At 45.8% G+C, this 26,066-nt stretch carries 20 protein-coding genes; 7 read left to right on the forward strand and 13 right to left on the reverse strand.

Annotation, left to right across the window (positions count from 1 at the left end):
* Both B5F87_RS16360 and B5F87_RS21060 read right to left on the reverse strand, forming a co-directional pair.
* On the reverse strand, nt 1-1,107 hold a 1,107-nt coding region (locus B5F87_RS16360), incomplete at its 3' end, for a transposase (protein WP_343215775.1).
* A 494-nt stretch (nt 1,108-1,601) separates the two neighbouring features.
* Nucleotides 1,602-1,739 carry a hypothetical protein gene (locus B5F87_RS21060; RefSeq protein ID WP_158097074.1) on the reverse strand — a complete coding sequence of 46 codons (138 nt, stop codon included), beginning with the start codon at nt 1,737-1,739 and terminating at the stop codon, nt 1,602-1,604.
* 367 nt (nt 1,740-2,106) lie between these two features.
* Here B5F87_RS21060 and B5F87_RS16365 point away from each other — a divergent pair, with 367 nt between their 5' ends.
* From B5F87_RS16365 to B5F87_RS16375, 3 genes are all read left to right on the forward strand, one after another.
* The gene (locus tag B5F87_RS16365) at nt 2,107-2,973 is read left to right on the forward strand and encodes a sensor histidine kinase (RefSeq protein ID WP_087282965.1); all 867 of its coding nucleotides are present in this window, start codon (nt 2,107-2,109) and stop codon (nt 2,971-2,973) included.
* Between the two features lie 15 nt (nt 2,974-2,988).
* Nucleotides 2,989-3,864 carry a Spo0B domain-containing protein gene (locus B5F87_RS21240; protein ID WP_087282967.1) on the forward strand — a complete coding sequence of 292 codons (876 nt, stop codon included), beginning with the start codon at nt 2,989-2,991 and terminating at the stop codon, nt 3,862-3,864.
* Between the two features lie 189 nt (nt 3,865-4,053).
* Nucleotides 4,054-4,761: a LytTR family DNA-binding domain-containing protein gene (locus B5F87_RS16375; RefSeq protein ID WP_158097075.1), complete on the forward strand. Its 708-nt coding sequence runs from the start codon at nt 4,054-4,056 to the stop codon at nt 4,759-4,761.
* Nucleotides 4,762-4,889: 128 nt separating this feature from the next.
* On the opposite strand, the gene B5F87_RS16380 is transcribed toward B5F87_RS16375, so the two are convergent.
* From B5F87_RS16380 to B5F87_RS16400, 5 genes are read right to left on the reverse strand one after another with little or no spacing between them, the layout of a single operon-like run.
* Nucleotides 4,890-6,947: an LTA synthase family protein gene (locus tag B5F87_RS16380; RefSeq protein WP_087282971.1), complete on the reverse strand. Its 2,058-nt coding sequence runs from the start codon at nt 6,945-6,947 to the stop codon at nt 4,890-4,892.
* A 14-nt stretch (nt 6,948-6,961) separates the two neighbouring features.
* The gene (srtB, locus tag B5F87_RS16385; RefSeq protein WP_087282973.1) at nt 6,962-7,747 is read right to left on the reverse strand and encodes a class B sortase; all 786 of its coding nucleotides are present in this window, start codon (nt 7,745-7,747) and stop codon (nt 6,962-6,964) included.
* A gap of 8 nt (nt 7,748-7,755) precedes the next feature.
* On the reverse strand, nt 7,756-8,310 hold the full coding sequence (gene cobU / locus B5F87_RS16390; protein WP_087282975.1) for a bifunctional adenosylcobinamide kinase/adenosylcobinamide-phosphate guanylyltransferase: 555 nt from the start codon (nt 8,308-8,310) through the stop codon (nt 7,756-7,758).
* Between the two features lie 13 nt (nt 8,311-8,323).
* Nucleotides 8,324-9,127 carry a DUF1189 family protein gene (locus tag B5F87_RS16395; RefSeq protein WP_158097076.1) on the reverse strand — a complete coding sequence of 268 codons (804 nt, stop codon included), beginning with the start codon at nt 9,125-9,127 and terminating at the stop codon, nt 8,324-8,326.
* A 13-nt stretch (nt 9,128-9,140) separates the two neighbouring features.
* Nucleotides 9,141-9,686, reverse strand: a complete 546-nt coding sequence (locus tag B5F87_RS16400; protein WP_087282979.1) for a DJ-1 family glyoxalase III — start codon at nt 9,684-9,686, stop codon at nt 9,141-9,143.
* A gap of 177 nt (nt 9,687-9,863) precedes the next feature.
* Here B5F87_RS16400 and B5F87_RS16405 point away from each other — a divergent pair, with 177 nt between their 5' ends.
* Nucleotides 9,864-10,367: a CYTH domain-containing protein gene (locus B5F87_RS16405; protein WP_087282981.1), complete on the forward strand. Its 504-nt coding sequence runs from the start codon at nt 9,864-9,866 to the stop codon at nt 10,365-10,367.
* Between the two features lie 82 nt (nt 10,368-10,449).
* Nucleotides 10,450-11,910, forward strand: coding sequence for a L,D-transpeptidase family protein (locus B5F87_RS16410; RefSeq protein WP_158097077.1), 1,461 nt, complete (start codon nt 10,450-10,452; stop codon nt 11,908-11,910).
* A gap of 158 nt (nt 11,911-12,068) precedes the next feature.
* Here B5F87_RS16410 and B5F87_RS16415 read toward each other — a convergent pair whose 3' ends face one another.
* From B5F87_RS16415 to B5F87_RS16430, 4 genes are all read right to left on the reverse strand, one after another.
* Complete coding sequence (locus tag B5F87_RS16415; protein ID WP_087282985.1) at nt 12,069-14,324, reverse strand: DNA topoisomerase (ATP-hydrolyzing); 2,256 nt, start codon at nt 14,322-14,324, stop codon at nt 12,069-12,071.
* Between the two features lie 48 nt (nt 14,325-14,372).
* Nucleotides 14,373-16,286, reverse strand: a complete 1,914-nt coding sequence (locus B5F87_RS16420) for a DNA topoisomerase subunit B (protein ID WP_087282987.1) — start codon at nt 16,284-16,286, stop codon at nt 14,373-14,375.
* Between the two features lie 60 nt (nt 16,287-16,346).
* Nucleotides 16,347-17,750 carry a UDP-N-acetylmuramoyl-tripeptide--D-alanyl-D-alanine ligase gene (gene murF / locus B5F87_RS16425; RefSeq protein WP_087282989.1) on the reverse strand — a complete coding sequence of 468 codons (1,404 nt, stop codon included), beginning with the start codon at nt 17,748-17,750 and terminating at the stop codon, nt 16,347-16,349.
* A gap of 175 nt (nt 17,751-17,925) precedes the next feature.
* The gene (locus B5F87_RS16430; protein ID WP_087282991.1) at nt 17,926-19,215 is read right to left on the reverse strand and encodes an aminotransferase class I/II-fold pyridoxal phosphate-dependent enzyme; all 1,290 of its coding nucleotides are present in this window, start codon (nt 19,213-19,215) and stop codon (nt 17,926-17,928) included.
* Between the two features lie 316 nt (nt 19,216-19,531).
* Here B5F87_RS16430 and B5F87_RS16440 point away from each other — a divergent pair, with 316 nt between their 5' ends.
* Nucleotides 19,532-19,777: a hypothetical protein gene (locus B5F87_RS16440; protein WP_087282995.1), complete on the forward strand. Its 246-nt coding sequence runs from the start codon at nt 19,532-19,534 to the stop codon at nt 19,775-19,777.
* A gap of 147 nt (nt 19,778-19,924) precedes the next feature.
* On the opposite strand, the gene B5F87_RS16445 is transcribed toward B5F87_RS16440, so the two are convergent.
* Entirely contained in the window at nt 19,925-24,451 is a 4,527-nt protein-coding gene (locus B5F87_RS16445; protein ID WP_158097078.1) for a leucine-rich repeat domain-containing protein, read from the reverse strand.
* Nucleotides 24,452-24,718: 267 nt separating this feature from the next.
* Between B5F87_RS16445 and B5F87_RS16455 the strand changes: the two genes are divergently transcribed.
* Nucleotides 24,719-24,937: a helix-turn-helix transcriptional regulator gene (locus tag B5F87_RS16455; RefSeq protein WP_087283001.1), complete on the forward strand. Its 219-nt coding sequence runs from the start codon at nt 24,719-24,721 to the stop codon at nt 24,935-24,937.
* 570 nt (nt 24,938-25,507) lie between these two features.
* Here B5F87_RS16455 and B5F87_RS16460 read toward each other — a convergent pair.
* The gene (locus B5F87_RS16460) at nt 25,508-26,038 is read right to left on the reverse strand and encodes a hypothetical protein (protein ID WP_087283003.1); all 531 of its coding nucleotides are present in this window, start codon (nt 26,036-26,038) and stop codon (nt 25,508-25,510) included.
* Nucleotides 26,039-26,066: the final 28 nt, after the last annotated feature.

The following is a 26,066-nucleotide window of genomic DNA, read 5'->3' on the forward strand; positions in this document are numbered from 1 at the left end:
ATCGTATGTCATATTTTCCATGCGTCCGATATCCTGTTGATACCTGCGCTTCTTTGCTTGTTCATAGTTATTCGGCTTGATATAAGCAATCTGGCCGTTTCCTTCGAGGAACAGATAGTTTTCTTCACTTTCGTAACCGGCATCTGCAACGATATCCCGATAATGGAACGACAGGTGTTCCTCCATATCTTTTATAAACGGGATCAGGGTCCTGGTATCTGTCGGCCTCTGCGTTATATCAAGCCATGTAATGTATCCGGAATCCACACCATGCTGGAGATTATAGGCTGGTTTCAGCTGTCCGTTCTGCATATGGTCTTCTTTCATCCTCATAAAAGTAGCATCCGGATCTGTTTTGGAATAACTGTTCCTGCCACCACATAGGTGGATCTTCTTCGTATATTCCTTCAGTTTTTCCATGTATCCTTCCAATGTTTCAATGGATCTTTGGATCTGGCTTTTTCTTTTTCCGATCCCATGGACAAACACGATCCCTTCTTCCTCTTTGATCTTATAGAGTCTTTTCCGGATCTTTTTCAGGGTCCTGAGACCGAACTTCTTTCCGTTGAAAATGAAACGGATCCCATACAGTATCTCGCATTCCTCCACAAAGACTGCAATCTTTTGGCAGAGCCTCTGCAGATGTTTTGTCACCGCTTTCTTCCATACAAATGTATACCGGTTTGCTGCAGATTCGATCTTTGTCCCGTCAATAAAGATATGGGTCCCGGATATCTCACCGAGGCTGTAGAGTATTTCCGTCACTTCGGCTAACACCTTTTTCGAACACCGGGATAAATGAAGGGAGAGGAACCTGGCAATGGTCGCATGGTCCGGTGCAGGTTTTTGTTCTAACAGATACATGAAATTGATATCCCTCCTGCAGGCGGTTTCAATATCCCTGCTGGAATAGATATGGTTCATGGCGGCATAGATCACGATCTTGAACATCTGACGCGGTGTCACCTGGCCTTTTTTGATCTTTCCGTAAGACCGGTACAGATCAGTCAGTTCCAGCTCCTCCACAAACGCACTTAACAGGCGGACCGGGTCATCGTCCGGGATCAGAACTTCCAGTTCAAAAGGAAGTTTTAATTGATAATTCATCGAAGATAGGCTATAATCTTTTTGTATAATTTTCGTTTTGTGCATAACATAATTATACACGCAGAGCCGTTCTTTGTAAAAAAGTTCGGCTTTTTTCTTTTGCTGTACCACAGTCGGCAGAAACAAAAACAGCTTTTGGCATCGGGCGTGGCGAATGGCAGGATTCATGGATCTGCAATGGGATCGGATCCCCGATCTTTATGAAAAAGCGTGGATTCCTATGGCATAAAGAGCAGATGCTTTGCAGGTTTTGCGTCACAAAACTTGAGAACGGATCCGCCACCGAGCGCGTTGTCTGAGCGTTAGCGAGTTTAGCGCGAATGGCGTTTCCATAAACGTTCGAAAGTTGAGTCGCAAAACGCAAGTCGTCTGCGATTATGCCATAGGTCCCACGCTTATTCAAAAAAATATGGCAGCGATTCCATGCAAAGCATGAATCCCTGCCATAGGGCATAAGCTGTTTTTGGTGCGACAGCCCCTTATGTATTTTTTATTCATTTATCTTTTTCTGTTTGTGGATAGGTCAATCCCAAAATTGCCATTAAATTTCTGAGAGCTTCCAGCTCTGTTTTGCCTTCTGCATACTGTTGGTTCAAAAATCTCTGCATTTCCAAAACTGTCATCTCTTCCATCTTGTCCTCCTTTCCCCGCTTGCCCGGGTATTGTCCTGATGGACAATATTTATTTTATAATATTTTTATTTCTATTGCAATATATTTTCCATATTTTTACATTTATTTGTAGACTGCGAGCCATTTTCTTTTCTATTTCTCTGCTATATTCTTTTCTTTATAAGTATATCACATACTTCGTTTCAGTGACAGAAGAAATGTATCACTTTTCCCGGTTTGCTCTGCTTACTTTTTCCGATTTTCTCCCTTCCTGTTTTTCCTTTCCTCTTTTCCAGATATCCATTATAATAATATTGATACAAAATACTTTTACAAGTAACACCATCACCCTTTGAAGGCCCTGCCCTTCGTACTCAGGAGGTTTTTCATGCAAAAAGACGTAAAAGATAAAGATACAACAAAACACTCGATTTTTTTCCGGCGGGCCGGTGTGATTCTGGCGGCGCTGCTTTTGACGGTGCCCCTTTTCATTTTCGCCTACTACCTTTATGTGTACCGGACGCACATTTCCATTGTGCTGTTCTTTTTTATCTATATCAGCATCATATTGTTTATTGTGGTTTTTATTTTTGTTTCTCTGCGGGAATTTTACGCGAAAATCAACGTGGAATATCTGGAGATGCAGCGCCGGACGGCGCTTCGGCAGGAGCAGGGGCTCCGCGCGTCTCAGGCGGGCATGGAGAGGCAGATGGAGGATGTGCGGGAGCATCTGCGGCTGATCGAGCGGCTGCTGGAGGAAGACCGACTGGAGGACGCCCGCAATGCCTGCGGTGATTTTTCTTCGTCTTTTCAGAGTGTACGATATAAACATTACTGCGATAACGATATACTCGATGTGATCCTGCACGGAAAAGAGACGGAATGTGAGAATCTGGGCATCGCATTTTCCTGTGATATTCTTCTTCCACAGGAGATCGGGATTCCGGCCCCCACATTTATCAGCCTGTTTTTCAATCTTTTGAATAACGGCATTGAGAGCTGTGAGACTTCCGGGCAGGAGACGCCTTTTTTGAATCTTTCCATTACATATAAAGGGAATTTTCTTTTTATCCATATGGAAAATGCAAAAAATCCAGACACAGTTTTTGATCATAAAACCACAAAGTCCGATACATTTTATCACGGGCTTGGTCTGTCGATCATTGAAGAAATCGTCAGAAAACGGGACGGTGCCTGCCGGTGGCAGGATCACAAGAACATTTTTGTTTCTGACATTATGATTGATTATACCTGATGAAAGGAATCTCCCATGACACTGCATTTATCTTCTTCTCAAATATTCACCGCGGCCTTTATCGGCTCCCATATCATTTACCTGTCGTCCGTATTTTTTTACATCAGCAAAACTATGACGCCGCGCTCCCATGTCAGGCACTCTTTTTTGTTTAGTCTGCCATTTATGCTGCTTCCCATTATTTATACATTGCTGACTGGAGAGATCACAACGGCATCCTATAAAATAATACTGCTGCTCTCCCCTTTTCTTGCCAGCATGCTTTTATACCGCGGCAGTTTGTTCCGGCACATCGAGAATAATCTGTTTGTTCTTCTTTATGCCAGCTGCATAGAGCTGAATATGGGAATGGTCTATTATGTGATCAGTTATGCTCTTCATCTGGATCTGAATACATCTTCCAATACCATAGCGCCGGAAAATGATCCCATCCGCCTGTTTCTCTTCATCTTCCCTCCGGTGATCGTGCAGGCGATTTTTACTCCTTTCGCCATCTGGCTCTGGAACACCTATGTGCAGAAAATGAATCTGCTAATTCTGATCAAACTTGGACTGGTTGCTTTCTTCATCGGTACCGGCGTACTTTACGCTTTTTTGGAGCAGCTGGGCTCCGGCGGCTGGATTTTTGTGTTCCTGGGACTTTTCCTTGCCTCTGTGCTATTTGAACAGGGACTCCTTGAAGCCCGGCAGATACTGAAAGACTTTCATCTGCACAGAAAGAAACAAAAAATTCTTGAGCAAAACATAGCTGATTTTAAAGATATTCAGGAGAAAAATCTTCTGCTCCGGAAGCAGAATCATGATATTGCCGGTCACCTTCAGGTCATCTCTATCCTTTTGCAAAAAGGAGATCTGGAAAAAGCAGAGAAATATATCCAACACTTCCTGTAAAAACGTGAAATAATTATGGCATTTTTTCTGTTTCATATATATTAAAAATCTTGTATAATAAAGATTATTATTTTGTTGATGAAAAAAATGCAGTAAATGTAATGTTTTCAGTCCGGGCGCCTCATGACAGCCGTTTCATTCCATTTTCTGCATATTCATCTCGAAAATGAGACAGAGAGGAGTTTTTTCATGCTGACGATCGCTGTCTGTGAAGATAATCCTATTACATCCGAAGAAATATGCCAGAAAATTAAACAGTATAGCCCTATGGAAGCACAGATTTTTTCCTTTTCCGATGATTCTGATATTCTCGCTGCCGTCAGAGAACGCCAGTTTGAGCCTCATATCGTATTTATGGATATTGAACTGCAGGGTTCCTCCGGAATCCAGACGGCAAAAAACATTACTTCTTTGCTGCCTGACTGCCAGATTATTTATATCACTAATTATGTTGACTATGCCTCGCAGGTATATGAATCCTCCCACATATATTTCATTCTGAAAAGTCAGACAGACACTTATCTCCCGAAAGCGCTGCAAAAAGCGATTGCACGCCTGGAGGAACTTGGCCGTTTTTATCTCGCCATCCAGTTTGGAAAAACCACCGCGCGAATTCCGCAGAAGGACATCCTTTACATGGAACGGGTACTGCGGAACACGGAGATCCATACGAGAGAAACCATTTACAGAACGCCGGAAAAACTGAACGCCCTGAAAGACAATACCGAAAGCTGGTTCAGTTTCTCCCACCGCAGTTTTCTGGTCAACTGCCGGCATATCGTCACCATGAACCGGCAGACCTGCACCCTGTCTGACGGTTCAAAGATTCCCGTCAGCCGGACATATTATAAAGAGCTGCAGCACAACTTTATGAACTGCGTGTGGGAAGAAAATTGATACGGACAAAAACAGCCGCCCGCAGCCTGCCTGCCGGATCATCTTTCCTGACAACTCCCATCGGAAAAACATTGCCGGAATCATTATGCAGCAGACAGACCTCGGGCGGCCTTTCTTATTCTATATGTTTATTCTCCATTCTGCACTTCTGTGCTGTCTTTATATAATGGCTCCACCAGAGATTTATGGAAGGTGAATACATCTGATTTATTCAGAGTCATATCACTGTTTGTTTTACTCACCTGATGTATGACTATTTCATCGCCGTCTTTTAAGGCGCTGGCCTTAATCTCAAGGACCTGGCTGCTTTTCATGGTGGAATTTGTAAGAATCCCATTGATGTACACGCGGCTGAATTCGGTAAAATTCTCTCCAAGCAGCAGATAATTACCGTCGTTTTCCTTCACTTTCGTCACCCGTACAGGTTTCAGACTGTAATTAAGAGTCGTTGGTTCCAGCTCTTCCTCATCCTCATGGGAAAAATCGGCCCCATAAAGCATATCATACTGAAGAAGCTTCAGATTCTTTCCTTCATTCTTAGTCCCTTTCATAGTCTGATGAAACTGATTGATGATTCCGCTGTGTATATTGACCTGAGAGAGAACCTTAGAGGCCAGCTCAAAAGCGGACAGATTCTCTGACTCCTCCTCTTTATGACTGCTGTTATATCCAAAGTTATCCCAGATAAAATACGGCGTCTCATATTTATTTCCTTCTTTTAAATCTTCCGTCTCGAAATCCAGCCCCGGAAGATGGTCTCCATAAGCGATGACCATGGTATCCTCGCCGCATTTCTCCAGTTTTCCGATCAATTCCTGCAGAAATTCATCCATCTCATGAATCTGATTGGCGTAATAGGTTACCTGATTAAGGTAGGATTCGCTGTATCCTTCACCAGACACCTGAATCTTCGCATCCTCCTGACCGCTTGTAGGATAATCGCCATGTCCCTGTACCGATATAGTATAAATGATATCTCTGGAACTGGTTTTGCCCAAAGTATCCATAATATAATCCGTCAAAATAGCATCCTTCGCCCATCCGGCCTCCGTCCAGCTTTTGACATTCATATTTTCAATGGTAATAAAATTGTCAAATCCCAGATTGGAAAATACCCGGTATCTGTCATAAAATGACGCGTTATTGTTATGAATCACCGTGCTCTCATAAGATAAATCTTTCAGCCAATACGCAATACTCTCGCAGGTCTTGTCCTTCAAAACGCTCCGGTACGGATACTCTCCCGTGCCGAAATATTCCGTACTCATGCCGGTGATCACTTCAAACTCCGTATTGATGGTCCCCGCGCCGTACACCGGCACCGTCAGTCTGCCGGAAGTGGTCTGCTCCTGAAGCTGATGGAAAAATGGAATAGGGTCCTCAGATATATTCAAATCTTTCACCTGGGTCAGATCAAAAAATGATTCCAGCTGAATAAAGATGATATTCGGTTCGCGGCTGTTCTCTGTATTTTCCTTTTCTTCTTTCTCGGAAAGCGCGTCAGATATCCTGCTCTTCAGCTTATTGATCCTGTCCCGGCTGTAATTGATAGGCCGGTCTATCCCGGTATCAAGAGCTGTCACGCAAAAACCGTAGGCAACACCATAATCCTTGTAACCGTTGATAGGATTATCAAACTTACTGATAATCTGTCCTCTTCCCACTCCCACATAAGCAATGGCTCCGAAAAGCAGCGACAGCAGCAGTACCAGCAGTACATTTGCTCTCATATCAAAGGATCTGCCGCTGGACGGCGAATAGAGGCATAGACATACGAGCGCTATGACTCCCCCGATCATCAAAATCACCAGTAATACAATCTGCCAGAGCTCCAGATAACTATTGAGCACTGGCAGAATTGATTTGGCAACAGTCAGATCCACTGCGGTAAAGGGAGTCTTTCTTCCGTTCAGAACAATACCGTTCGTAGTTCCTATGAGAATCCAGCACCCGGTAATAACCGCATATACAAATATTTTCTTTCTGACAAGCAATATCAGAGAAAGAGACATGAAAATTATAGCCGCATTAAAAAGAAATACATAAGTCCTCTCATTGACAAAGGAAAGAACCTCCGCCACAGACTTTCTTTCCATCCATTCCAGGAAAAGGTTGAGAACAAGGGCAGTTATGATATTACAGCACAGAACCTTCCGATTGGAAGAATTCCACATTTTTCTCCACATCACATTTCCTTTCCTTACTGTGCGCGCACCTGAATACGGATCGCCTGTACGATAAGGCGGCCGTCCTCTGTATCTGATGTACAGGTAGAAAGTGTGAGCATCGGTTCGTAGGAAGAAATGTCCGTATCTGTTTCATACATGGAGGCGGCTTTTTGCTGCTCCATCCATGCCTGATACTCCTCCCGCTGCGCAAAGTCTACCATGTAGACGTCCGTATCCCGCTCCACACTGATTTCTCTTGCTGCAAATATCCGATATTCCATGGCTGAATCCGGAGTTACCACCCAGATGACCGGGTGTTTCTGGTAATCAGCCTCCTCATTATAATCGGTATCGTACAGCCGCTTCAGCTGCCCGAACATTTCACCGGTTCTCAGATTATGACCGAAAAGGATACTGTTGTCCGAAGAAAAGTCCGGACTGCATGTAGTATCCATAAAAATAGCTCCGGAAAAATTCTCTTTCTTCTCAAAAGTATGATGAAGATAATACTCATTATCCTCACCCTGCACCACCGGATAGTTCACTCCCGTATCAGGAATATACAGCCAGGCGACAATATCCTCGTTGATGGCCCGCAGAGAGTCAAAATCAACGGTGATCGGGCATTTATCCTTCTTTCCTTTTTTCGTCTCCTCCTGCTGTGATGTCTCCACATACTGCGTCAGCTCCTCGTATTCCTTCTCTCCGTCCCGGTAGCCCCGAAAATAACCATAGAGCTTCCAGGCGGAAAAAGCAGCCACTGCCAGGCAGATCAGCAGGATCAGGAGAGAAATCGGGCTTCTTTTTTTCTTTTTCATACCGTCACCTATTTCAGGCGCAGCGGAATACCGCTGATGGACATATAAACCTCATCGCTTAAGGAGGCGATGAGCTGGTTCGCTTTTCCTGTGATATCGCTGAAAATTCTTCCCAGACGATAGGAAGGAACCACGGACATCCCTACTTCATTGGTCACAAGAATCAGCGTCTTGTTGCCGTCTCTGGCGCCTTTGATAATATTACCCAGTTCCAGCATGACCTGTGCTTCCAGATCTTCAATCTCCCGGGCGCTTATCTTGTCAAAGTCCCTCTCGTCTTCCATCAAAATATTAGTGACCAGCACTGTCACACAGTCAAGAAGGATCGTGTCCTTTTCTGTACTGCTCACCACATCGCCCAGATCGCGGTATCCTTCATACGTTCCCCACTCGGAATCCCTGCGTTCCTGATGGATGCGGATTCGTTCCTTCATATCCTCGTCTACAGGAATAGCCGTAGCAATGTAAAGCACGCTTCTTTTTCCATACTCAATCGCCTTCTTCTCGGCCAACACGCTTTTCCCGCTCCGGCTGCCGCCGGTAACCATAATAACTTTTGACATATTATCTCCCCTTTCAGGAAACTTCCGGTTTCAAAACAGAAACTTCCGCTTTAAACATATAACTCATGACAAATACAATGGATATCATAGATACCCAGAAACTGCTTATGATATAACCCAGACTGGCATTGACGCTGCCGATGATGGCAAAAAGAGTCTTGGCATACACCGCAATGAGGAACGAATCCTTGATGGATAGCGTCTCTCCCTCCGGCGAGCGTACGCCCACCCGGCAGATCAGTCCATATACCAGAGAGACTATCAGATACTGCACAGCCTTAGATATAAAAATCATTATAAAATAGAACAGCAGCATGACCATAATGGCGGGTATCGCCGCCGTGAGCACCTGATTGTCCAAATACAGACCGCTCAGGGCAGATAATGAAAGTTCAGATAATGAAAGTTCAGAACCCGTTTCGCCCGTGCGGATCAACACATTTGTTTTGCTGACAAGAATTTCCTGCAGGTACTCTTCATCAAAATCTTCCTGTGTGTATTTCTCCACGCCCGAATTGATCTCCACCCGGATAGATGAGCCGATTTCAAAAGAAAGCGGCGATTCCATGGTGAGCGTTCCATTATCCAGAGTAAATTCCGGAATACGGTTCATAAACAGATTCCGGAACCCTCCCACGCTGGCTGTCCATGCTCCGAAAGGAATCAGCGTATCTACCACCAGAAGAAAAAGCAGAAGCAGACCCAGATACAGAACATGGCTGCCTGTCTTTTTTTCCAGCAGCAACTTATATTTCCCCGGCTGAAAACATGCGATAAAATACTGCCTGAAAAAGCCGGTTTGATTCTCCTGACTCATAAATTCCTCCTGATTACCGGTATACGATCGACGCGGCAATCTTCTCTGCCTCTGCGCGGCTCTCCAATGCCTCGATGAGCGCAAGGGCAAAAGGTATCGCCGTACCGACACCCCGGCTGGTAATAACATTTCCGTCCACCGCCACAGGATCTTCCACATAGCTGCCGCACCGGGACGCATCCACACATCCCGGATAGCTGGTTGCCTTCCGGTTCTCAAGGAATCCCAGTCCTGCAAAGACCGACGGCGCCGCACAGATAGCCGCCACATATCGACCGTCCTGATACTGCTCCGTGAGCAGCTGCGCCAGTTCCCGGTGCTCCCGCAAATGATCCGTTCCTGGCAGTCCGCCTGGCAGCACAAGCATATCCGCTGTTTTTCCTATCTCTTCAAACACCATATCACACTCCACTGAAATATTGTGGGATCCGGTCACCGCTTTTCTTCCCATAACAGAAACCATTCGCACATCCTCGCCGGCTCTTCTTAATAAATCCACTGCTGTGAGTGCTTCTACTTCTTCAAATCCGTCTGCAAAAAAAACATATACTAAACTCATATGAAAACCTCCTGCAAATATGATAAGGCACTTTTTTCAGCGCTTCCTTAAATAATATCCTAAAAAAGCATATTAATCAAGGTCAGCCATAAGAAATTCATGGTTTCATTTTTCTTAAAAATCAGTTATACTTTTATACTGAAATGGTTTATTTTTCATTTATAAAAGGAGGTTGACATGGAAATTGAGCGCAAATATTTAATCAAGCAGTTACCAGAGCATCTGGATTCCTATCCGCATGATATTATTGCCCAGGCTTATGTCTGCACCTGCCCGGTCATCCGTATCCGCCGGAAAAACGACGACTACATTCTGACCGTCAAATCTGAAGGACTGCTTGCCAGAGAAGAAGTGGAGATGCCCCTCTCCCGGGAGAGTTTTACCCATCTTTCCGCCAAAACAGACGGCATTATTATAGAAAAAACCCGGTACAAAATCCCGGAATCCCATGGTTACCTTATTGAGCTGGATATTTTCCACGGTTCTTATGAAGGACTCATCATGGCTGAAATTGAATTTCCGGATATAGATTCTGCCAATTCTTATAAAGCTCCCGGCTGGTTTGGTCCGGATGTCACCATGGACACCCGCTTCCACAACTCCAGTCTCAGCCAGAACTCACCAGCGGAAATTCAAAAATTTTTATCGGATTTACAAGGTTATCACAAAGATTTAACATAATTGTAAGGTTTAACCGGTATGATTTTTCCTATGGATGTACTATAATATTATACGCAAATTTCACATACGAAAGGATGTACTCATGAAAAACGAGAAACAAACTAAACAACCGCAGGGCGGAAGGAGAAGCCAGGCCAGAAAAACGGCAAAGGCAAAGAAAAAGTCCTCCTTACCTGTCAAATGGATAATCGGAGCCGTTTTCGTTGTCATTGTTCTTGCCTACGGAATCGGTGTTTACCATTATAAAGACCATTTTCACCGCGACACTTATGTAAACGGCATCAGCCTTGGGGGAATGACCCTGGACGAAGCAGAACGCACCTTTACCGACGATCTGGAATCTCACAAGATCGCGCTGGAAGAAAAGGAACGCACTGAAATAATCGATCCACAGGACATTGATACCGTCATCTCTGTAGGCACACAGATTGAAGATCTCTATAAATCACAAAGTCCATGGAACTGGTTCACCCATTTCTTCGGTAAAGATGAGAGCACAGTAACTCTTGACGTTTCTTTCGACGAGGACAAACTGGAAGAGGTCGTTGATTCTCTGGAATGTTTCGACAAGGCAAACGTAGTAGCTCCTGAGGATGCCTACATAAAAGCCGGCGAAACTCAGTTTGAGATCGTTCCGGAGGTTCTTGGTAATACCATAAAGAAGAACCAGCTTCTAGAGGCTATCAAAACCGGTCTTGCCACCGGGGTTACGGTCATCAATCTGGAAGAAGAGAACCTTTACAAACTGCCGGAATATTATGAGGACGACGAAGCCGTACAGAACGCTCTGGCAACAGCCAACAAGTACGCTTCCAGCAATATTACTTATGATTTCAGCTACACTACGGAGACAGTGGACTACAACACCATCAAAGACTGGGTCAACATTTCCGACGACTTCGAAGTGACTCTTGATGACAGCAAAGTAGGCGATTATGTGGAAGAGCTTGGTTCCAAATATAACACCATGGGCGCTTCCAGAAACTTCACCACCTCCTCCGGAGAGACCATTAACGCTTACGGCGGAGATTACGGCTGGAAGATTTATTTTGACGGCGAAAAATCCAAATTAATGAAGAACATCACCAACGGCAAGACTGTCACAAGAGAACCGGAATATTCCTACACCGCCCGGTGCCGGAATTCTGCCAAAGACGATATTGGCGATTCTTATGTGGAGATCAGTATTTCCAATCAGGAAGTATGGCTCTATGTTGACGGCGAATGTATCCTCAACACTTCCTGTGTGACCGGAACGCCTGGAACTTATGACACATACACCGGCGTATATTCTCTTACTTATAAGGAGAGCCCGTCTACTCTGACCGGAACCAACGCCAACGGAAGCGGATACAGCTCAGATGTTACTTACTGGATGCCATTTAACGGTAATCAGGGCATGCACGACGCCACCTGGAGAGACAGCTTCGGCGGTTCTATCTACAGAAGCAACGGCTCCCACGGCTGCGTGAATCTGCCGTATTCCGCAGCGGCTACCATCTATAAAAATGTAGAAGCCGGTTTCCCGATTGTTATTTATTAGTCGGGGCGGCGAGCTTATCTCTCAGCTCACGTCAGAGCCGTTCGCTGTCCGTTGCCCGCCGGGTGTCCGCTCGTGCAAGCACGGCGGCCGTTTTGCGGGCTTATCGCACAAAAAAAGAACTGATTCCTGAAAATCATGGGAATCAGTTCTTTTTTTGTCTACCGCCGCACTTTCACACCGCGGCTGTCTCTCGACATCTGTTTTATTTTCTGGAAATACAGTTCTTTATCTTTATAGAGAATGGAATCCCCTGCTCCGGCTGTCGTCACATACACATGCCGGATCTGATCGCCGTCTCTTAAGCTCATTCCCCGGATGCCCAGGGCATTCTTCTTCTTTTTCGTGATCTCTGCCAGCGGGAACCGCAGGAAATATCCGTCCTCGCTCTGCATCACCACGAAGCTCTGCTCCACATTTTCCGGCGTCAGCAGCACCACAGCCGCCAGCTCGTCGCCTTCGCCAAGCTTGGTGGCCGCCACCGTCTTCTTCTGCACAAGAAATTCTGTGCCGTCCACAATCTTTGACAGAGACGAACGGGCAACAAACAGGAGCGCATGATCCTTCAGCGCACGGTCCGGAACGATAAGAAGTATCTGTTCCTCCCGGCTGTCGTAGTTACAGAGATTATCCATCGGACTTCCCTTCTCCCGCAGCCTGCCGCCCGGGATATCCTGCACCTTCACCTGATGCATCTGTCCGTTATGGGTAAAGAGGCAGAGCTTATCTGTGTTCATACACGGAAGAATAGTGCGGTACTCTTCTTCAACCGCCTCCTGATTTCTCTCGTAAATGTTTTTCTCGAGAATCTTGCCATATCCAAAGCGGTCCATGACAAAAATGACTTCCCGCTCCTCGACGGCTTCCTCTATGACCACCGGAGCCTTTGCATTTTCCAGTGCGGTTTTTCTCTCAAAACCGTACTCTTTTTTGATCTTCTGCAGATCTTTTTTGATGACCTTTTTCATGGCTTCCGGATTATTCAGAATCTCCTCATATTCCCGGATTCGCTTGAGAATCTCCGCATACTCCTCCTGCAGTGCCAGAATCTCGAGACCAATGAGCCTGTACAGACGCATTTCCAGAATCGCTGTGGCCTGGCGCTCCGTAAAGGACAGTCGTGACGCGGCTTTCTTAGACTTCTGCGTCTTAAAGCTGATCTTCCCGGTATCTCCCGTCATCAGACAATCCTTGGCCTCAGCGAGGCTCTTGCTGCCCCGGAGAATCTCGATGATCAGATCAATGATGTCGCAGGCCTGAATCAGTCCTTCTTTGATCTCCTTCTGCACCAGTTCTTTTTCCAACAGGGTCTTATATTTTCTGGAAATCACCTGATAGTGGAAATCTGTATGCAGACGGATGATGTCTTTCAGTCCCAGAAGCTCCGGCCGCCCGTCGGCGATGGCCAGCATATTGACGCCGAAGGTATCCTCCAGACGCGTCTTTTTATATAGAAGATTCTTGAGTCTCTCCACATCGGCGTTCTTCTTCAATTCCAGCACAATGCGGATGCCTTCCTTGGAAGATTCATTGGAAACGTCCACAATATCCGTGGTCTTCTTGCTCTCGATCAGTCCCACCACATCAGAGATGAACTTTCCGATATTGGCGCCGATCATGGTATACGGAATCTCTGTGATGACCAGCCGGTCTCTCTCGGAACGTTTCTTCGCCTTCTCAAAGACCACCTTGCCTCTGAGCTTGATCTTACCGCTGCCGCTCTCATAAATGGATCGCAGCTCTTTTTGGTTCACCACCAGACCTCCGGTCGGGAAGTCCGGCCCTTTTATGTATTCCATCAACCCCTCGGTGGTAATCTCCGGATTATCCATGTAGGCCACTACCCCGTCGATGACCTCCGAAAGATTATGAGGCGGAATACTCGTCGTCATGCCGACGGCGATACCCTCGGCGCCGTTGATGAGCAGGTTCGGAATCCGCACCGGAAGTACCTCCGGCTCCTTCTCCGTCTCATCAAAATTCGGACGAAAATCCACCACATCCTTATCGAGATCCGCCAGATACACATCCTGGGTAAACTTCTGCAGCTTCGCCTCCGTGTAACGCATGGCGGCGGCGCCGTCTCCCTCGATGGAACCAAAGTTTCCGTGGCCGTCCACCAGCGGCATCCCCTTCTTAAACTCCTGCTCCATGACCACCAGCGCTTCATAGATGGAGCTGTCTCCGTGGGGATGATACTTACCCATGGTATCGCCCACGATTCTCGCGGACTTTCTGTGAGGCCGGTCTGCCCGCAGCCCCAGTTCTTCCATGGCGTAAAGCACTCTCCTTTGCACCGGCTTCAAACCGTCTCTCACATCCGGCAGCGCTCTCTGACAGATGACGCTCATGGCATAATCGATATATGACTTCTGCATGACGTCAGAAAACTCTGTTTTTATAATCCGTTCTGACATAAGTTCCTCCGTTCTGTTTCTATCTGAAAATATCTGAAAAATCCGGTATTACACATCCAAATCCGCATCCTGCGCGTGGGTGTGAATGAACTCCCTTCTCGGCGGCACCTCGCTGCCCATGAGCATGGAGGTCACCGCGGACGCCATACGTCCGTCCTCAATCTCCACCTGCTTCAGCACCCTGGTCTCCGGATTCAGAGTAGTTTCCCAGAGCTGCTCTGCGTCCATCTCGCCAAGGCCCTTGTATCTTTGCAGGGTAAACGGCCCCTTATGGGTCTTGCGGTACCGCTCCAGCGCTTTATCATCATAGAGATACTCTTCTTTTCCCCGCTTTGGCACCGCTTTGTAAAGAGGCGGCGTCGCCAGATATACGTGTCCATGATGGATCAGATCCGGCATGAACCGATAGAAAAATGTCAGAAGCAGGGTGGCGATGTGCGCCCCGTCCACATCGGCATCGGTCATGATGATGATCTTATCGTAACGAAGCTTGCTGATGTCAAAGTCGTTGCCGTATCCTTCGGAAAATCCGCATCCAAAGGTATGGATCATCGTCTTGATCTCCGCATTGGCAAGCACCTTGTCCATGGACGCCTTTTCCACATTGAGAATCTTACCCCGGATTGGCAGGATCGCCTGTGTTCTCCGGTTTCTGGCCGTCTTGGCAGAGCCGCCGGCGGAATCTCCCTCCACGATGAAGACCTCGCACTCTTCCGGCTTCCGGCTCTCGCAGTTGGCAAGCTTTCCGTTGGTATCGATGGAAAACTTGGACTTGGTGATCAGATTAGTTCTGGCCTTCTCCTCCGCCTTTCGGATCTTCGCGGACTTTTCCGCGCAGGCCAGTACCTTTTTCAGTTCCTCCAGATTCCGGTCAAAGTAGAGTACCAGCTCTTCACCTACCACATCGTTGACCGCCTTGCCCGCGTCAGGATTATCCAGTTTTGTCTTCGTCTGTCCCTCAAACCGCGGGTCCTTGTGTTTGATGGAAAGCACCGCAGTGAGACCATTCCGCACATCTGCGCCGGTGAAGTTCGGATCCTTGTCCTTCAGGACGCCGATCTCTCTGGCATACTGATTCATCACCGAGGTAAACTTCGTCTTAAAACCGGTGATATGGGTACCGCCCTCCATGGTACAGATATTATTACAGAAACCGAGAATCATTTCCTGAAACTCGTCCACATACTGAAAGGCGATCTCCACCTCGATATCGTCCACCTTCTTTTTGAAATAGACAACCTCGCTGACCGGCGGCTTGCCCTGATTTAAATCCTTCACATAAGCCTTGAGACCATCTTCCTCATGGTAAACCACCGTCTCCTCCTCGCCCGGACGACGGTTCTCAAAGGTGATGGAAAGACCCGGATTCAGATAGGCGGTCTCATGGAGACGGCTCTTGATGGCCTCCGCCTTAAAATACGTTTTATCAAAAATTTCCCCGTCCGGAAGAAATGTAACGGTCGTTCCCGTGTCGTCCTTTCTGCACTTGCCGATGACCTCCAGCGGAGCCACCGGCTTGCCCTGCTCGTACATTTGCTGATAGATTTTTCCATCAGAACGCACCTTGACCTCCAGCCAGACCGAGAGGGCGTTGACCACGGAAGCGCCCACGCCGTGGAGACCTCCGGAGATCTTATACCCGCCGGTGCCGAACTTTCCTCCTGCATGGAGCATGGTAAAGACCACCTCCACCGCAGGGAGCCCGGTCTGCTCGTTGATGCCCACCGGGATACCCCGGCCGTCATCGGAGATCACCGCCGTGCCGTCCGCCTCCAGAATCACCTGAATATTATGACAATATCCCGCCAGATGCTCGTCCACGGAATTATCCACAATCTCATAAATCAAATGATTCAGTCCCTTGGTAGACACACTTCCTATGTACATTCCCGGACGTTTACGGACGGCCTCCAGCCCTTCCAGAACCGATATACTGTTCGCATTATATGTCTTCTGATTCATGAAAAAACCTCTTCTTCCTGCTATACTTACTTTTTTATTTCTAATCTGCTTCCCGCAAGGCTATCCGATGATCGCCTTCGCCACCTCGGACAGCTTCATGCCGTTGGACGCCTTAAGAAGAACCACGTCCTCCGGCTGGAGCGTCTCAAGCAGATAGGCCGTCATGGCGTCCCGGTCTTCCACCTGGGTGAGCCGCAGCGCACCCGGTTTACCGTCTGCCGCTCCGCGCAGCAGCTCCCGGGACAGTTCACCGAAGACTACCAGCTCGTCGATGTCCTGCGACGCGATATATTTTCCCACTTCATAGTGATATTCTTTCTCGTCCTCGCCCAGCTCCAGCATGTCGGAAAGCGCAGCTATTCTGCGTCCCTTTACATTTTCCATGGAAGAAAGCACATGGATGGACGCCCGCATGGAATCCGGGCTGGCGTTATAAGTGTCGTCGATGACCGTACACCGGTCGCAAGGCACGAACTTCAGCCGCTGTCCATGGAACTCCCGCAGCTTCTCTGCCGCTGCCTCCAGGTCAACGCCCATCTGATGCGCTACCCCGAGAGCAACCAGCGCATTTCTCACATTATGCTCGCCCATGGTACCAAGCACCACCGGAATGCGCAGCTCTCCGGCACAGAAGGTAAAGGAAACATGGCCGTCGCCGTTCCGGATATTCTCCGCCCGGTAATCGCAGTCCGGACTCATGCCGTAAAAATACGTCTTCTGCCGAAGCTTGCCCCGGTAAGGAACCAGAAACGGATCATTCCCGTTTAAGAAGACCATGCCGTCCTCCGGTACGCCTTTTACGATATCCATCTTTTCCAGGCAAATGTTCTCCTGGGATTTCAGCTGTGCGATATGGCTGACGCCGATGACCGTCACCACGGCGATATCCGGGCGGATCATGGTAGTAAGCGTCTCGATCTGTCCTCTCTCGCTCATGCCGATCTCCAGCACTGCCGCCTCATCCTCTTTCGACATATGCGACAGAGTCAGCGGGACACCAATCTGACTGTTCTGATTTCCCAGAGTCTGGAACACTTTTTTTCCTGCGGAAAGCGCCGCCGCGATCATCTCCCTGGTCGTGGTTTTTCCCACACTGCCGGTGACTGCAACCACCGGAAGAGAAAGGCGGTTTCTGTAAAACGTGCCCACCTGCTGCATGGCCTTCACCGTATCCTTCACATAAATCCACGGCTTCACCCGGCCGGTTTTGGCGGCAATCTGCTCCCACGGTTTCTCCTCGTCTGCCGGCAGATGCTCCGAAGTAAAGGTCGCCCCATTTAAGGAAAGCGCCCCCTCAATAAACCGGTGCGCATCTACTCTCTCCCCGATGATCGGGACAAAAATGCTGTCCTCGCTGCCTTCCCTGGAATCAATGGAAAACTCGCGGATCTCCTTATTTTCATCTCCACACAGAAGGACTCCGCCGGTCACTTCCACAATATCCTTAATCGTTACATTTTCCATAATCTATTTCCTTTCCTGCCCCTCCGGCAGTTTCCATCGACCGTCCTCCGGTCTTATCGCACAAAAAGGATAAATACAAATGATTCTCATCTGTATTTATCCTCTCTTGTTATGAAATTGCTGTAAATCACTGACTATGATATCTTACAGCAATCCCGCTTTTGTTTCAAGTTTTTTATGCTTCGAGAAGTTTCTCCACACTCACAAGCTTCACACAGGTGATAAATAGCTGCATTGCTTCTTTGAGTTCGTCCATGGTCGGCATGGTCGGCGCAATACGGATGTTGGAGTCTTTCGGGTCCTTTCCGTAAGGAAATGCAGCGCCGGCGCCGGTGAGCACCAGACCAGCCTCTTTACATTTTGCCACGATCTTCTTGGCACAGCCTTCCATAGCATCAAAGGATACGAAGTATCCGCCTGTCGGATGGCTCCACTGTGCAATCTCAAGCTCGGAAAGTTCTTTATCCAGAGTCTCAATAACCTCCTCAAACTTCGGACGAATGATAGCCGCATGTTTCTTCATGTGCTCTCTTAATCCGTCAGCGTCTCCGAAAAATCTCACATGGCGGAGCTGGTTGATCTTGTCCGGGCCGATGGTGGACCACTGTACCTTGGACTTGATATCCGCAATGTTTGCCGGAGAGGAAGATAATGCTGCGATGCCGGCTCCCGCGAAGGTTACCTTGGATGTGGAGCAGAACTGATATACCATATCAGGATTGCCTGCTTTCTCACACTCTTCCAGAATGTTCAGCACCTTAGCCTGCTTCTCCTCTTCATCAAATAAATGATGTACGCAGTAAGCGTTATCCCAGTAAATTCGGAAATCTTTGGCCGCCGGCTTGAGGGCTGCCATTCTCTTTACTGTCTCCTCGGAGTACACGCTTCCGGTCGGGTTCGCATACACAGGTACGCACCAGATACCCTTCACTGCCGGGTCATTGTTCACATATTCTTCTACGATATCCATATCCGGGCCGTCCGCCAGGATCGGAACATTGATCATCTCAATGCCGAACTGCTCTGTCACGCCGAAATGTCTGTCATATCCCGGTACCGGACATAAGAATTTTACCTTGTCAAGCTTTGACCAAGGTGTGTTGCCCATCACGCCGAAGAGCACGGAGCGTGCCACGCAGTCATACATAATATTTAAACTGGAATTACCCCATACAATCACCTGAGAAGGATCTGCTCCCATCATATCTCCCATCAGCTTCTTCGCTTCCGGAATACCATCTACAAGACCGTAATTTCTCACGTCGGTTCCGTCTTCCGCATGCATGTCAGAGCTGCTGCTTAACACATCCAGCAGCGGCATAGATAAATCCAACTGTTCCTTGCTCGGTTTACCTCTGGAAATGTCCAGCTTCAGTCCTTTATCCTTCTGACTCTGATATGCCGCCTGCAGCTCCTTCTGCAAATCTAAGAGTTCTTTTCTGCTGAGTTCCTTGTACGGTTTCATCCTGATACCTCCTGTATTCTTTCAAACATGTCTGTTGTTCTTGCGTTTTCTTTCTGTCAATCTTTCATAAATGCCCGCAAACGCGCACGTTTTCAGGCACTTTTCATATTGTATGCCATCTCTGAATAAAATACAAGCCATTTCTTCATTTTTTTGCCAGAAAAAACGGATTTCTTTTTTATTATCAATGAATCTGAATTTTTTCTCAGTATATCCTTCTATTTGTATACCCGTTTCCCTGATCGCACATTTTTTGGAAACATTTCCTGTGCCAGGCATAATATAAACTGTAAATAAACCTTGGAGGTAACACAATATGAGTGATTTAGCTGCTACAAACTGCCAGAACAGAGGAAATGGATGCGACGGAGGCTTTGGTTTCGGAAACTGCCTGTTCCCTCTCTTATTACTTTGCTGCTGCGGCAACGGAAACGGATGCGGAAATGACGGAAACGGATGCTGCGATATCATCTGGCTGCTGATCCTCCTCTCCTGCTGCGGATGCGGCAACGGATTCGGTTTCGGATTCGGCGGAAGCAACAACGGATGCTGCTGTGGATGATCTGGCAAACGCAATCATTAACACAAACACTGTAAAATATTAGTTTTTCCTTTCAAAAGCTGACTTGTTCGTAATTTTATGAACCGATAGATTCACACAGGGGATTTTCCAATGCGGAAAATCCCCTGCTGTGCATACCCATTTTTTCTATCTGATTATTTTTACTTTTGAAGACAGGCCTTTCTTTCTGAATATTTTGCTGTATGATTCATATTTCTTTGACGGAACTTTCACCTTAAGCTTACGGTAATTATTGCTTCCAGCCTTTGTAAATGCTTTATTTCCCACAGACTTTGCTGTCAATTTCTTTGCTTTGACAAGCACCGATTGTAAGTTTTTGCAATTATAAAATGCCTTCTTACCGATTTTTTTCACCTGAGCAGGTATTGTCACCTTTTTCAGTTTCATACAATTCTGGAATGCGGAATTACCGATATTTGTGATGCTGCTGGCGATAGATACCTTTTTCAATTTTTTATTATTTTTAAATGCTTTGTTCCCGATGGAAGTCACTTTATATGTAACATTTCCTATCGTCACTGCTGACGGTATCGTTATCGCTTTCGCTTTCGTATTCAGATTTTTCGCGTAAGCCACTGAAATTCCCGGTTCTGTTACCATGTAAACGGCTTTGGTCCGGTTATCGGTCAGTATGGTACCAGCTGGAGGTACTGATTGACGTCCATTGTTTTGTGCAGGCATTGTCTGAGAAGCAGAATTGTTTCCACTACCAGACGGTTGAGATGGTGTTTCTGTTGTTCCGGTTGTCGGTATCTCACTCTCTGTTCCACTGCTGCCCGTTGAATCACCCGGATCTGTGCCAGGTGTCTTTTCCTTATAAAGAACAATATAGGTAATATTGTTATCTTCTTTATAATCACCACCAGTAGCTTCCGCTTTTAATGTCAAATAAGCGGCATCGTTTTCATTATAAATAATCTTATTCTTCGGTACTGTAAAAGAAATACTCTGTTTTTCTCTTGCTTTCAGAGTAATATTGTTTTTCTTCTCCAGTTCCATTTTCTGTGTCTCATCGCTGAAAAGCGTCAGTAACACTTCCGTGTCTGTAGTACTTTCATTGGCAATCACCGCCGTCACCTGGATATTCTCACCATCTTCTATGTAGCTTCCAGTCACAGAAACATCTGGCAGTCCAATGGTATCTTCCACCGTGCACTCGGAAGTATCTGTCTGCTCCTCACCAGAAATAGATATCTGTATATTCTGTTTAGTGTCTGCATCTGATAAATCCACATAGGCTGTTCCTACAGCATCTTCTCCCGGAAGGATATTTACCGGGACTTTTTTCGTGACAGTCTTTCCGTCCGACAATGTAATCGTAAGTTCCAGTTCTGTGACTGGCGTATCTCCGGTATTCGTCAGGAAATAATCCACGCCGGTTTCTCCATTGACTTTGTCATTTTCATCCACAGACGCACCTGCCAATGCAACACCAGTTTTTGGTGCCTTCACAATGGATACAAGAGAATGGGTTCCATTTGCCACATCTTCTGCATTGGCAACAAACTGCCAGTTTCCGTTTTCGTCTATGGTCGGAGAAGCATATCTCCAGATGGTATTTTCTTTTTCATATAAAGTTACCGGCTCCGAATAACCATTTTCCGTCTTCATGGAAGCCACAATACTGCCTGTTCCGGTCTCTTCATCGTAAAGGCTCCACACATACCCACTTTTTTCGCTGTTGGAAGCATACTGTATCTCTGCGCCAAAAGCACTTTCTCCCGCCAGATATGTTTCCACTGTTCTGTCCGCCGGATTATAGGAGTATAAGGTTCCATTGGACACAGAGATAATCTGTCCATCCACATACTGCATACTGGAAATACTGCCATCTTCAGAGAACATGAATAAATCAGAAAGTTCTTCTATGACTCGTCCATCTGTATCAAACATGGCGGTCATTTCATTGGACTGTCCTGCAAAAATGGTTTCATATGCATCACCATTTTTATACAGGACATAATCGTCCACCGTACCACTGGCTTTTACCAGTTCTGTCTCCTCATCAAAAGTCGTGCCATTCCATGCGGCGGTGTAAATTGTATTAATTCCAGTCTCCTGCATCAGATCATCTGCATCATTTCGCACCCAGGAAACAACAATCTCATCACTGTTATCGCAGATTCTCGGCATCATATCACAGGAATCATTCTCTGTCACATAGACCGGGGCAGAAAATGTATTGTTCTCCTCATCAAAAACCGCAAAACAGATTTCTGAATTTTGTGCCATCTGTTTTAAAACATTCTCGCTGTCGTTGGTGACATCACCGGTAATTTCCGTTTTTTCTTTTTGCCAGACAAGAACAAGTTTACCGTCTACCACTTTCATATCTGCATACATATCCGCAGTTCCCGTATCCCATACCGCTTTTGGTTCCGACCATGCGTTATTCTCATACACGGAATACATGAGAACCGGACTGTTCAATGTAATTCTAGAACTATCATAGGACTGGAAGACCATCACACGCTTTCCACCGATTTCCGCTTGCATTGGCAGTGAGCCTCCTAAAACGCCATCCAACAGAGTAACCTCTGTATCTGTTGCAGCATTTCTGGCCCGGACTTTTGCTGTCTGGCGATTTCCGGTATTCCATGCACTGGCATCATTCAGTGAAGAAGTATCTATTTCAGATAAAGTTCCTGTGGAAAATACCGCTCCTTTTCGTGCCTGGATGGATTTTGATTTAAGAGTATCGGTGGTATCCCATAAATGTTTTGTATATTTTGCCAAATCATGACTATAATCAATGACGAAAACTAAATTTACATTCAAAGCCGCTTTTGCTTCTAAATCACCTTTTGTTGCTGGAATCAGGGTAACCGGCAAAGAAAGACTTCCTTCTGCACCAACGGTAGCCACTTTATCAATTCCATAACCCCCTTCTAATGCAACAGATGGAATCATTTTTAATTGTCCATCTACAATTTCCAACTTCTTTTCGTCATAATTATATTTTGGTCCCAGACTTCCTGTTAATTTTCCAGAACCTTTTAAGTTCAAATATAACGGCCCTATCGGTGTTACAAACTGCCAGTTAATGCTTCCTTCCCATTTTGCATCTGCCGCCAATTTCCCCGTTCCAGAAATCAGATTCCAGTTTTTGTCATAGGTATTTTCTATGTAACCCATAACAGATAATTTTGGCAAAACATTGAATTTATCTGTTGTCATAGCTGTCATTGACTTTACATCCCATGTATCAGCATATTTCTCCAGACAATCTACACGCCCTGTATATCGATTTGCGTCTGATACATTTTTCTTATATTTACTCCACGTTGTATCATCATTCAACCAATCTGCTTTTCCGATACCTACCGTTCCACGAACCTCATAATTATGTGTTTTTGTATCCTCTTTTATACTAATTTCAACAGGGAATAAAGCGTTTTTTAATGACCAATTTCCTGGGAAAAACTCAAATACACCGCTATCCTCATCAGCTGAACCAGAAATATCTTCACCTAAAATCAGACTTCCGCCATTACCAATTTCCTCTTCCTCTGTAGCCGGAGGTTTCACAACAGTGACTTCACAGGTTACATCCGAACGACCGGGCGCTTTACCAGTTATTATTGTGCTGCCTTCCGATATTCCGTCGATACGTATGCCTGCAATCGCATTCCATCTTTCATAAGTACCCTGCTCAGTTTCATATTCTATCGGATATGACCCCAAAATAAATCCTCCACCTTTTACCGTTGCAATTGATTCATCCGAGGAAGTCCATGTGATAGAATTAGTCAATGTTTTTAAACTTTCCAGATTTCCTGCAGAAGCTGTTGCTGTTAAATATCCATATTTTCCTACTTCTACAGAAAAGAAGCTACCGCATTGAAAATCTCCTGAAGAATCTGGGTTGTCTGGTTCTTCAGGATTCTCTGAACCAGTACTGTTGTAATGAATGTTAGCATTTATTAAATCCTCATTACTACCATATATAACATCACTAGCAGAAGAAATATCAATATTATTCCATTCTTCTTCACTGCCACTATAATAAACATCAGTTAAACTACCGCATAAGGAAAATGCTAAGTCTCCTATTTTCGTCACACTATCAGGAATACTTATTTCTGTTAAAAAAGTACAATTGAAAAATGTCTCCTTTTCTATCGTCGTCACACCATCCGGAATCTTTATTTCTTTTAAGGCCGTACAATCTGTAAATGCTCTTTCCCCTATCGTTGTCACACTATCCGGAATCTTTATTTCCCTTAAATCCCAGCAATCATTAAATGCATTTTCTCCTATTTTCGTCACACTATTCGGTATACTTATCTCCGTTATGCTATGGCAATCATAAAATGCATGATTTCCAATTGTCGTTACACCATTTGAAATTATAACTTTTTTAATTCCTCTACGCACACTAATACCATTAAATGTATAATCTGACCATGGAGAATGATATGTCCAATCTTCCATCTCCCCTGTTCCAGATATCGTCAAAATCTTATCATCTGACAATTCCCAGGTCAGGTTGTCTCCCCCGTTCTTTCCACAAGTACCACTTGTCGGCTCCGTTTCTCTTGCACATACCTCTATTACAAACTGTAGCCCTTCCATCGGAATCACGCCCATCATCATAGTGACGGCTAAGATGATTCCAAGTATTGATTTTCCTCTCTTCATACTTCTTTTCATACATTTCCTCCTCGGACTCTTTGTTTTTTGCATACACAATTAGTACCTACTTTTGTCTTCGCTTTTTTTTATAATACACTCTGTCCGCTTTCTTTTCCACCCTCCTTGCAAAATATGCACAAAATTCAGCACAAAATGCACTTTATACCAAACACTTCTGACAAATTTTCTTTTCCACTCCACTAAAATTATAGTCATTTTCCTGACCATAGTCAAGAATAAAACCATATATTATGCTCATTATATATAATATAGGAGGCATAATCGGTGATTGAATATAGTCCATTTTGGAGAACATTAAAAAATTCTAAAGAAACAACTTATACTTTAATCAATCACCATCACATTTCCAGTGCCACCATTGATAAACTCCGCAAAAATAAACCAATGAACACAACCACCATTAACGACCTCTGCCGCATCCTCAACTGCAATGTCGCTGATATCCTCAATTATGTACCCTCCGAGACAGATCAAGCTCTGTAAAAAAGATAGAAAAAAACTGCCACACTACTTGATGTGACAGTTCTATACCACCATTGCATCTAAAACTCCCTTTATTCTTATATTGACATTCCCTTTCCTTCTGCTACAATAAATGTAACAAATCATACAGCCGGAAGATAGATAAAGCCTATCCGTCCCGGCTAATCAATTCAATTTGATTTATAGTAAATAAGTCGCCATGAATCCGTGCCAAGGGACAGGGCGGCTTACTTACTTTTGAGATTAAGAATCGCAACAATCAAAAGACCTATCGTCAATATGACCATCAATTCCTCATATGTACTCATAAGCATCATCCTCCTATAAATACTCAGGACAGATGGCAAGCACGCCCTCCGGCTGTATCAAGAAATCACAAAGATTTCTCTTCTACAGTTTACCATAAGGCACATTATTGTTCTACTTGTTTTTTACATTTTATCCATTTTTTTACATTATATTAAAACAAAACACACCGCCATCCCAAGGGACAGCGGTGCATTCAGTACCTTCTATATAAGGAATCTCCATACAGACTGTAACACAGAACTATAATCCATCAAAAATGTTTCACCAACGGCAGTTTGACAGGCAGCCCGTCAGTGCAAGCACGCCGAGTATGGCGCAGGAATTATCACGCCGGCAGCTGCGTCGGCAACCGCCGCCTCTGCGGGGATGATTTTCGCAGCCAGCGCAGCTTCCGCTTCGGCGATTGTTTCCTCTGCCGCAAGAGCTTCCGCGATTATTCTCCCAGCCATGATTGTTTTCTCTGCCGCATGATCCACCGCTTCGGCGCTCTTCCCAGCCATCAGAATCTCTTCCACACCGGTTATTCTCCCAGCCATGATTATTTCCTCTGCCACAGGAGCCATCGCTTCGGTGGTCTTTCCAGCCGTCAGAATCTCGGCCGCACCGGTTATTCTCCCGGCCGCAGGAGTCATCTCTTCTTCGCTCTGCCGCTTCCCATCTGCCGTCTTCTTCGGCTCCTGTCATCCGGCAGCCGCCTGCTGCCTGTCTCTGACAGAACTGATTTCTCGTCCGCATACAGTCCGGGTCGATTTCGTAGATGGTATTTCCTTCGAGAATCAGATTTTCATTCATAACTTCTTCTTCCTTTTCATATGATGGT

This window comes from Eubacterium sp. An3 (assembly GCF_002159465.1).
GTDB classification, from domain to species: domain Bacteria; phylum Bacillota; class Clostridia; order Lachnospirales; family Lachnospiraceae; genus Anaerobutyricum; species Anaerobutyricum stercoris.

Excerpts from the sequence above, each read along its gene's own strand:
- B5F87_RS16410 (WP_158097077.1), top strand. The coding sequence starts at position 10,450 with ATGAAAAACGAGAAACAAACTAAACAACCGCAGGGCGGAAGGAGAAGC.
- B5F87_RS16430 (WP_087282991.1), bottom strand. The coding sequence starts at position 19,215 with ATGAAACCGTACAAGGAACTCAGCAGAAAAGAACTCTTAGATTTGCAG.
- B5F87_RS16420 (WP_087282987.1), bottom strand. The coding sequence starts at position 16,286 with ATGAATCAGAAGACATATAATGCGAACAGTATATCGGTTCTGGAAGGG.
- B5F87_RS16380 (WP_087282971.1), bottom strand. The coding sequence starts at position 6,947 with ATGTGGAGAAAAATGTGGAATTCTTCCAATCGGAAGGTTCTGTGCTGT.
- B5F87_RS16460 (WP_087283003.1), bottom strand. The coding sequence starts at position 26,038 with ATGAATGAAAATCTGATTCTCGAAGGAAATACCATCTACGAAATCGAC.
- B5F87_RS16400 (WP_087282979.1), bottom strand. The coding sequence starts at position 9,686 with ATGAGTTTAGTATATGTTTTTTTTGCAGACGGATTTGAAGAAGTAGAA.
- cobU (WP_087282975.1), bottom strand. The coding sequence starts at position 8,310 with ATGTCAAAAGTTATTATGGTTACCGGCGGCAGCCGGAGCGGGAAAAGC.
- srtB (WP_087282973.1), bottom strand. The coding sequence starts at position 7,747 with ATGAAAAAGAAAAAAAGAAGCCCGATTTCTCTCCTGATCCTGCTGATC.
- B5F87_RS16445 (WP_158097078.1), bottom strand. The coding sequence starts at position 24,451 with ATGAAAAGAAGTATGAAGAGAGGAAAATCAATACTTGGAATCATCTTA.
- B5F87_RS21060 (WP_158097074.1), bottom strand. The coding sequence starts at position 1,739 with ATGGAAGAGATGACAGTTTTGGAAATGCAGAGATTTTTGAACCAACAG.
- B5F87_RS16415 (WP_087282985.1), bottom strand. The coding sequence starts at position 14,324 with ATGTCAGAACGGATTATAAAAACAGAGTTTTCTGACGTCATGCAGAAG.
- B5F87_RS16395 (WP_158097076.1), bottom strand. The coding sequence starts at position 9,127 with ATGAGTCAGGAGAATCAAACCGGCTTTTTCAGGCAGTATTTTATCGCA.
- B5F87_RS16375 (WP_158097075.1), top strand. The coding sequence starts at position 4,054 with ATGCTGACGATCGCTGTCTGTGAAGATAATCCTATTACATCCGAAGAA.
- B5F87_RS16405 (WP_087282981.1), top strand. The coding sequence starts at position 9,864 with ATGGAAATTGAGCGCAAATATTTAATCAAGCAGTTACCAGAGCATCTG.
- B5F87_RS16365 (WP_087282965.1), top strand. The coding sequence starts at position 2,107 with ATGCAAAAAGACGTAAAAGATAAAGATACAACAAAACACTCGATTTTT.
- B5F87_RS16440 (WP_087282995.1), top strand. The coding sequence starts at position 19,532 with ATGAGTGATTTAGCTGCTACAAACTGCCAGAACAGAGGAAATGGATGC.
- murF (WP_087282989.1), bottom strand. The coding sequence starts at position 17,750 with ATGGAAAATGTAACGATTAAGGATATTGTGGAAGTGACCGGCGGAGTC.
- B5F87_RS21240 (WP_087282967.1), top strand. The coding sequence starts at position 2,989 with ATGACACTGCATTTATCTTCTTCTCAAATATTCACCGCGGCCTTTATC.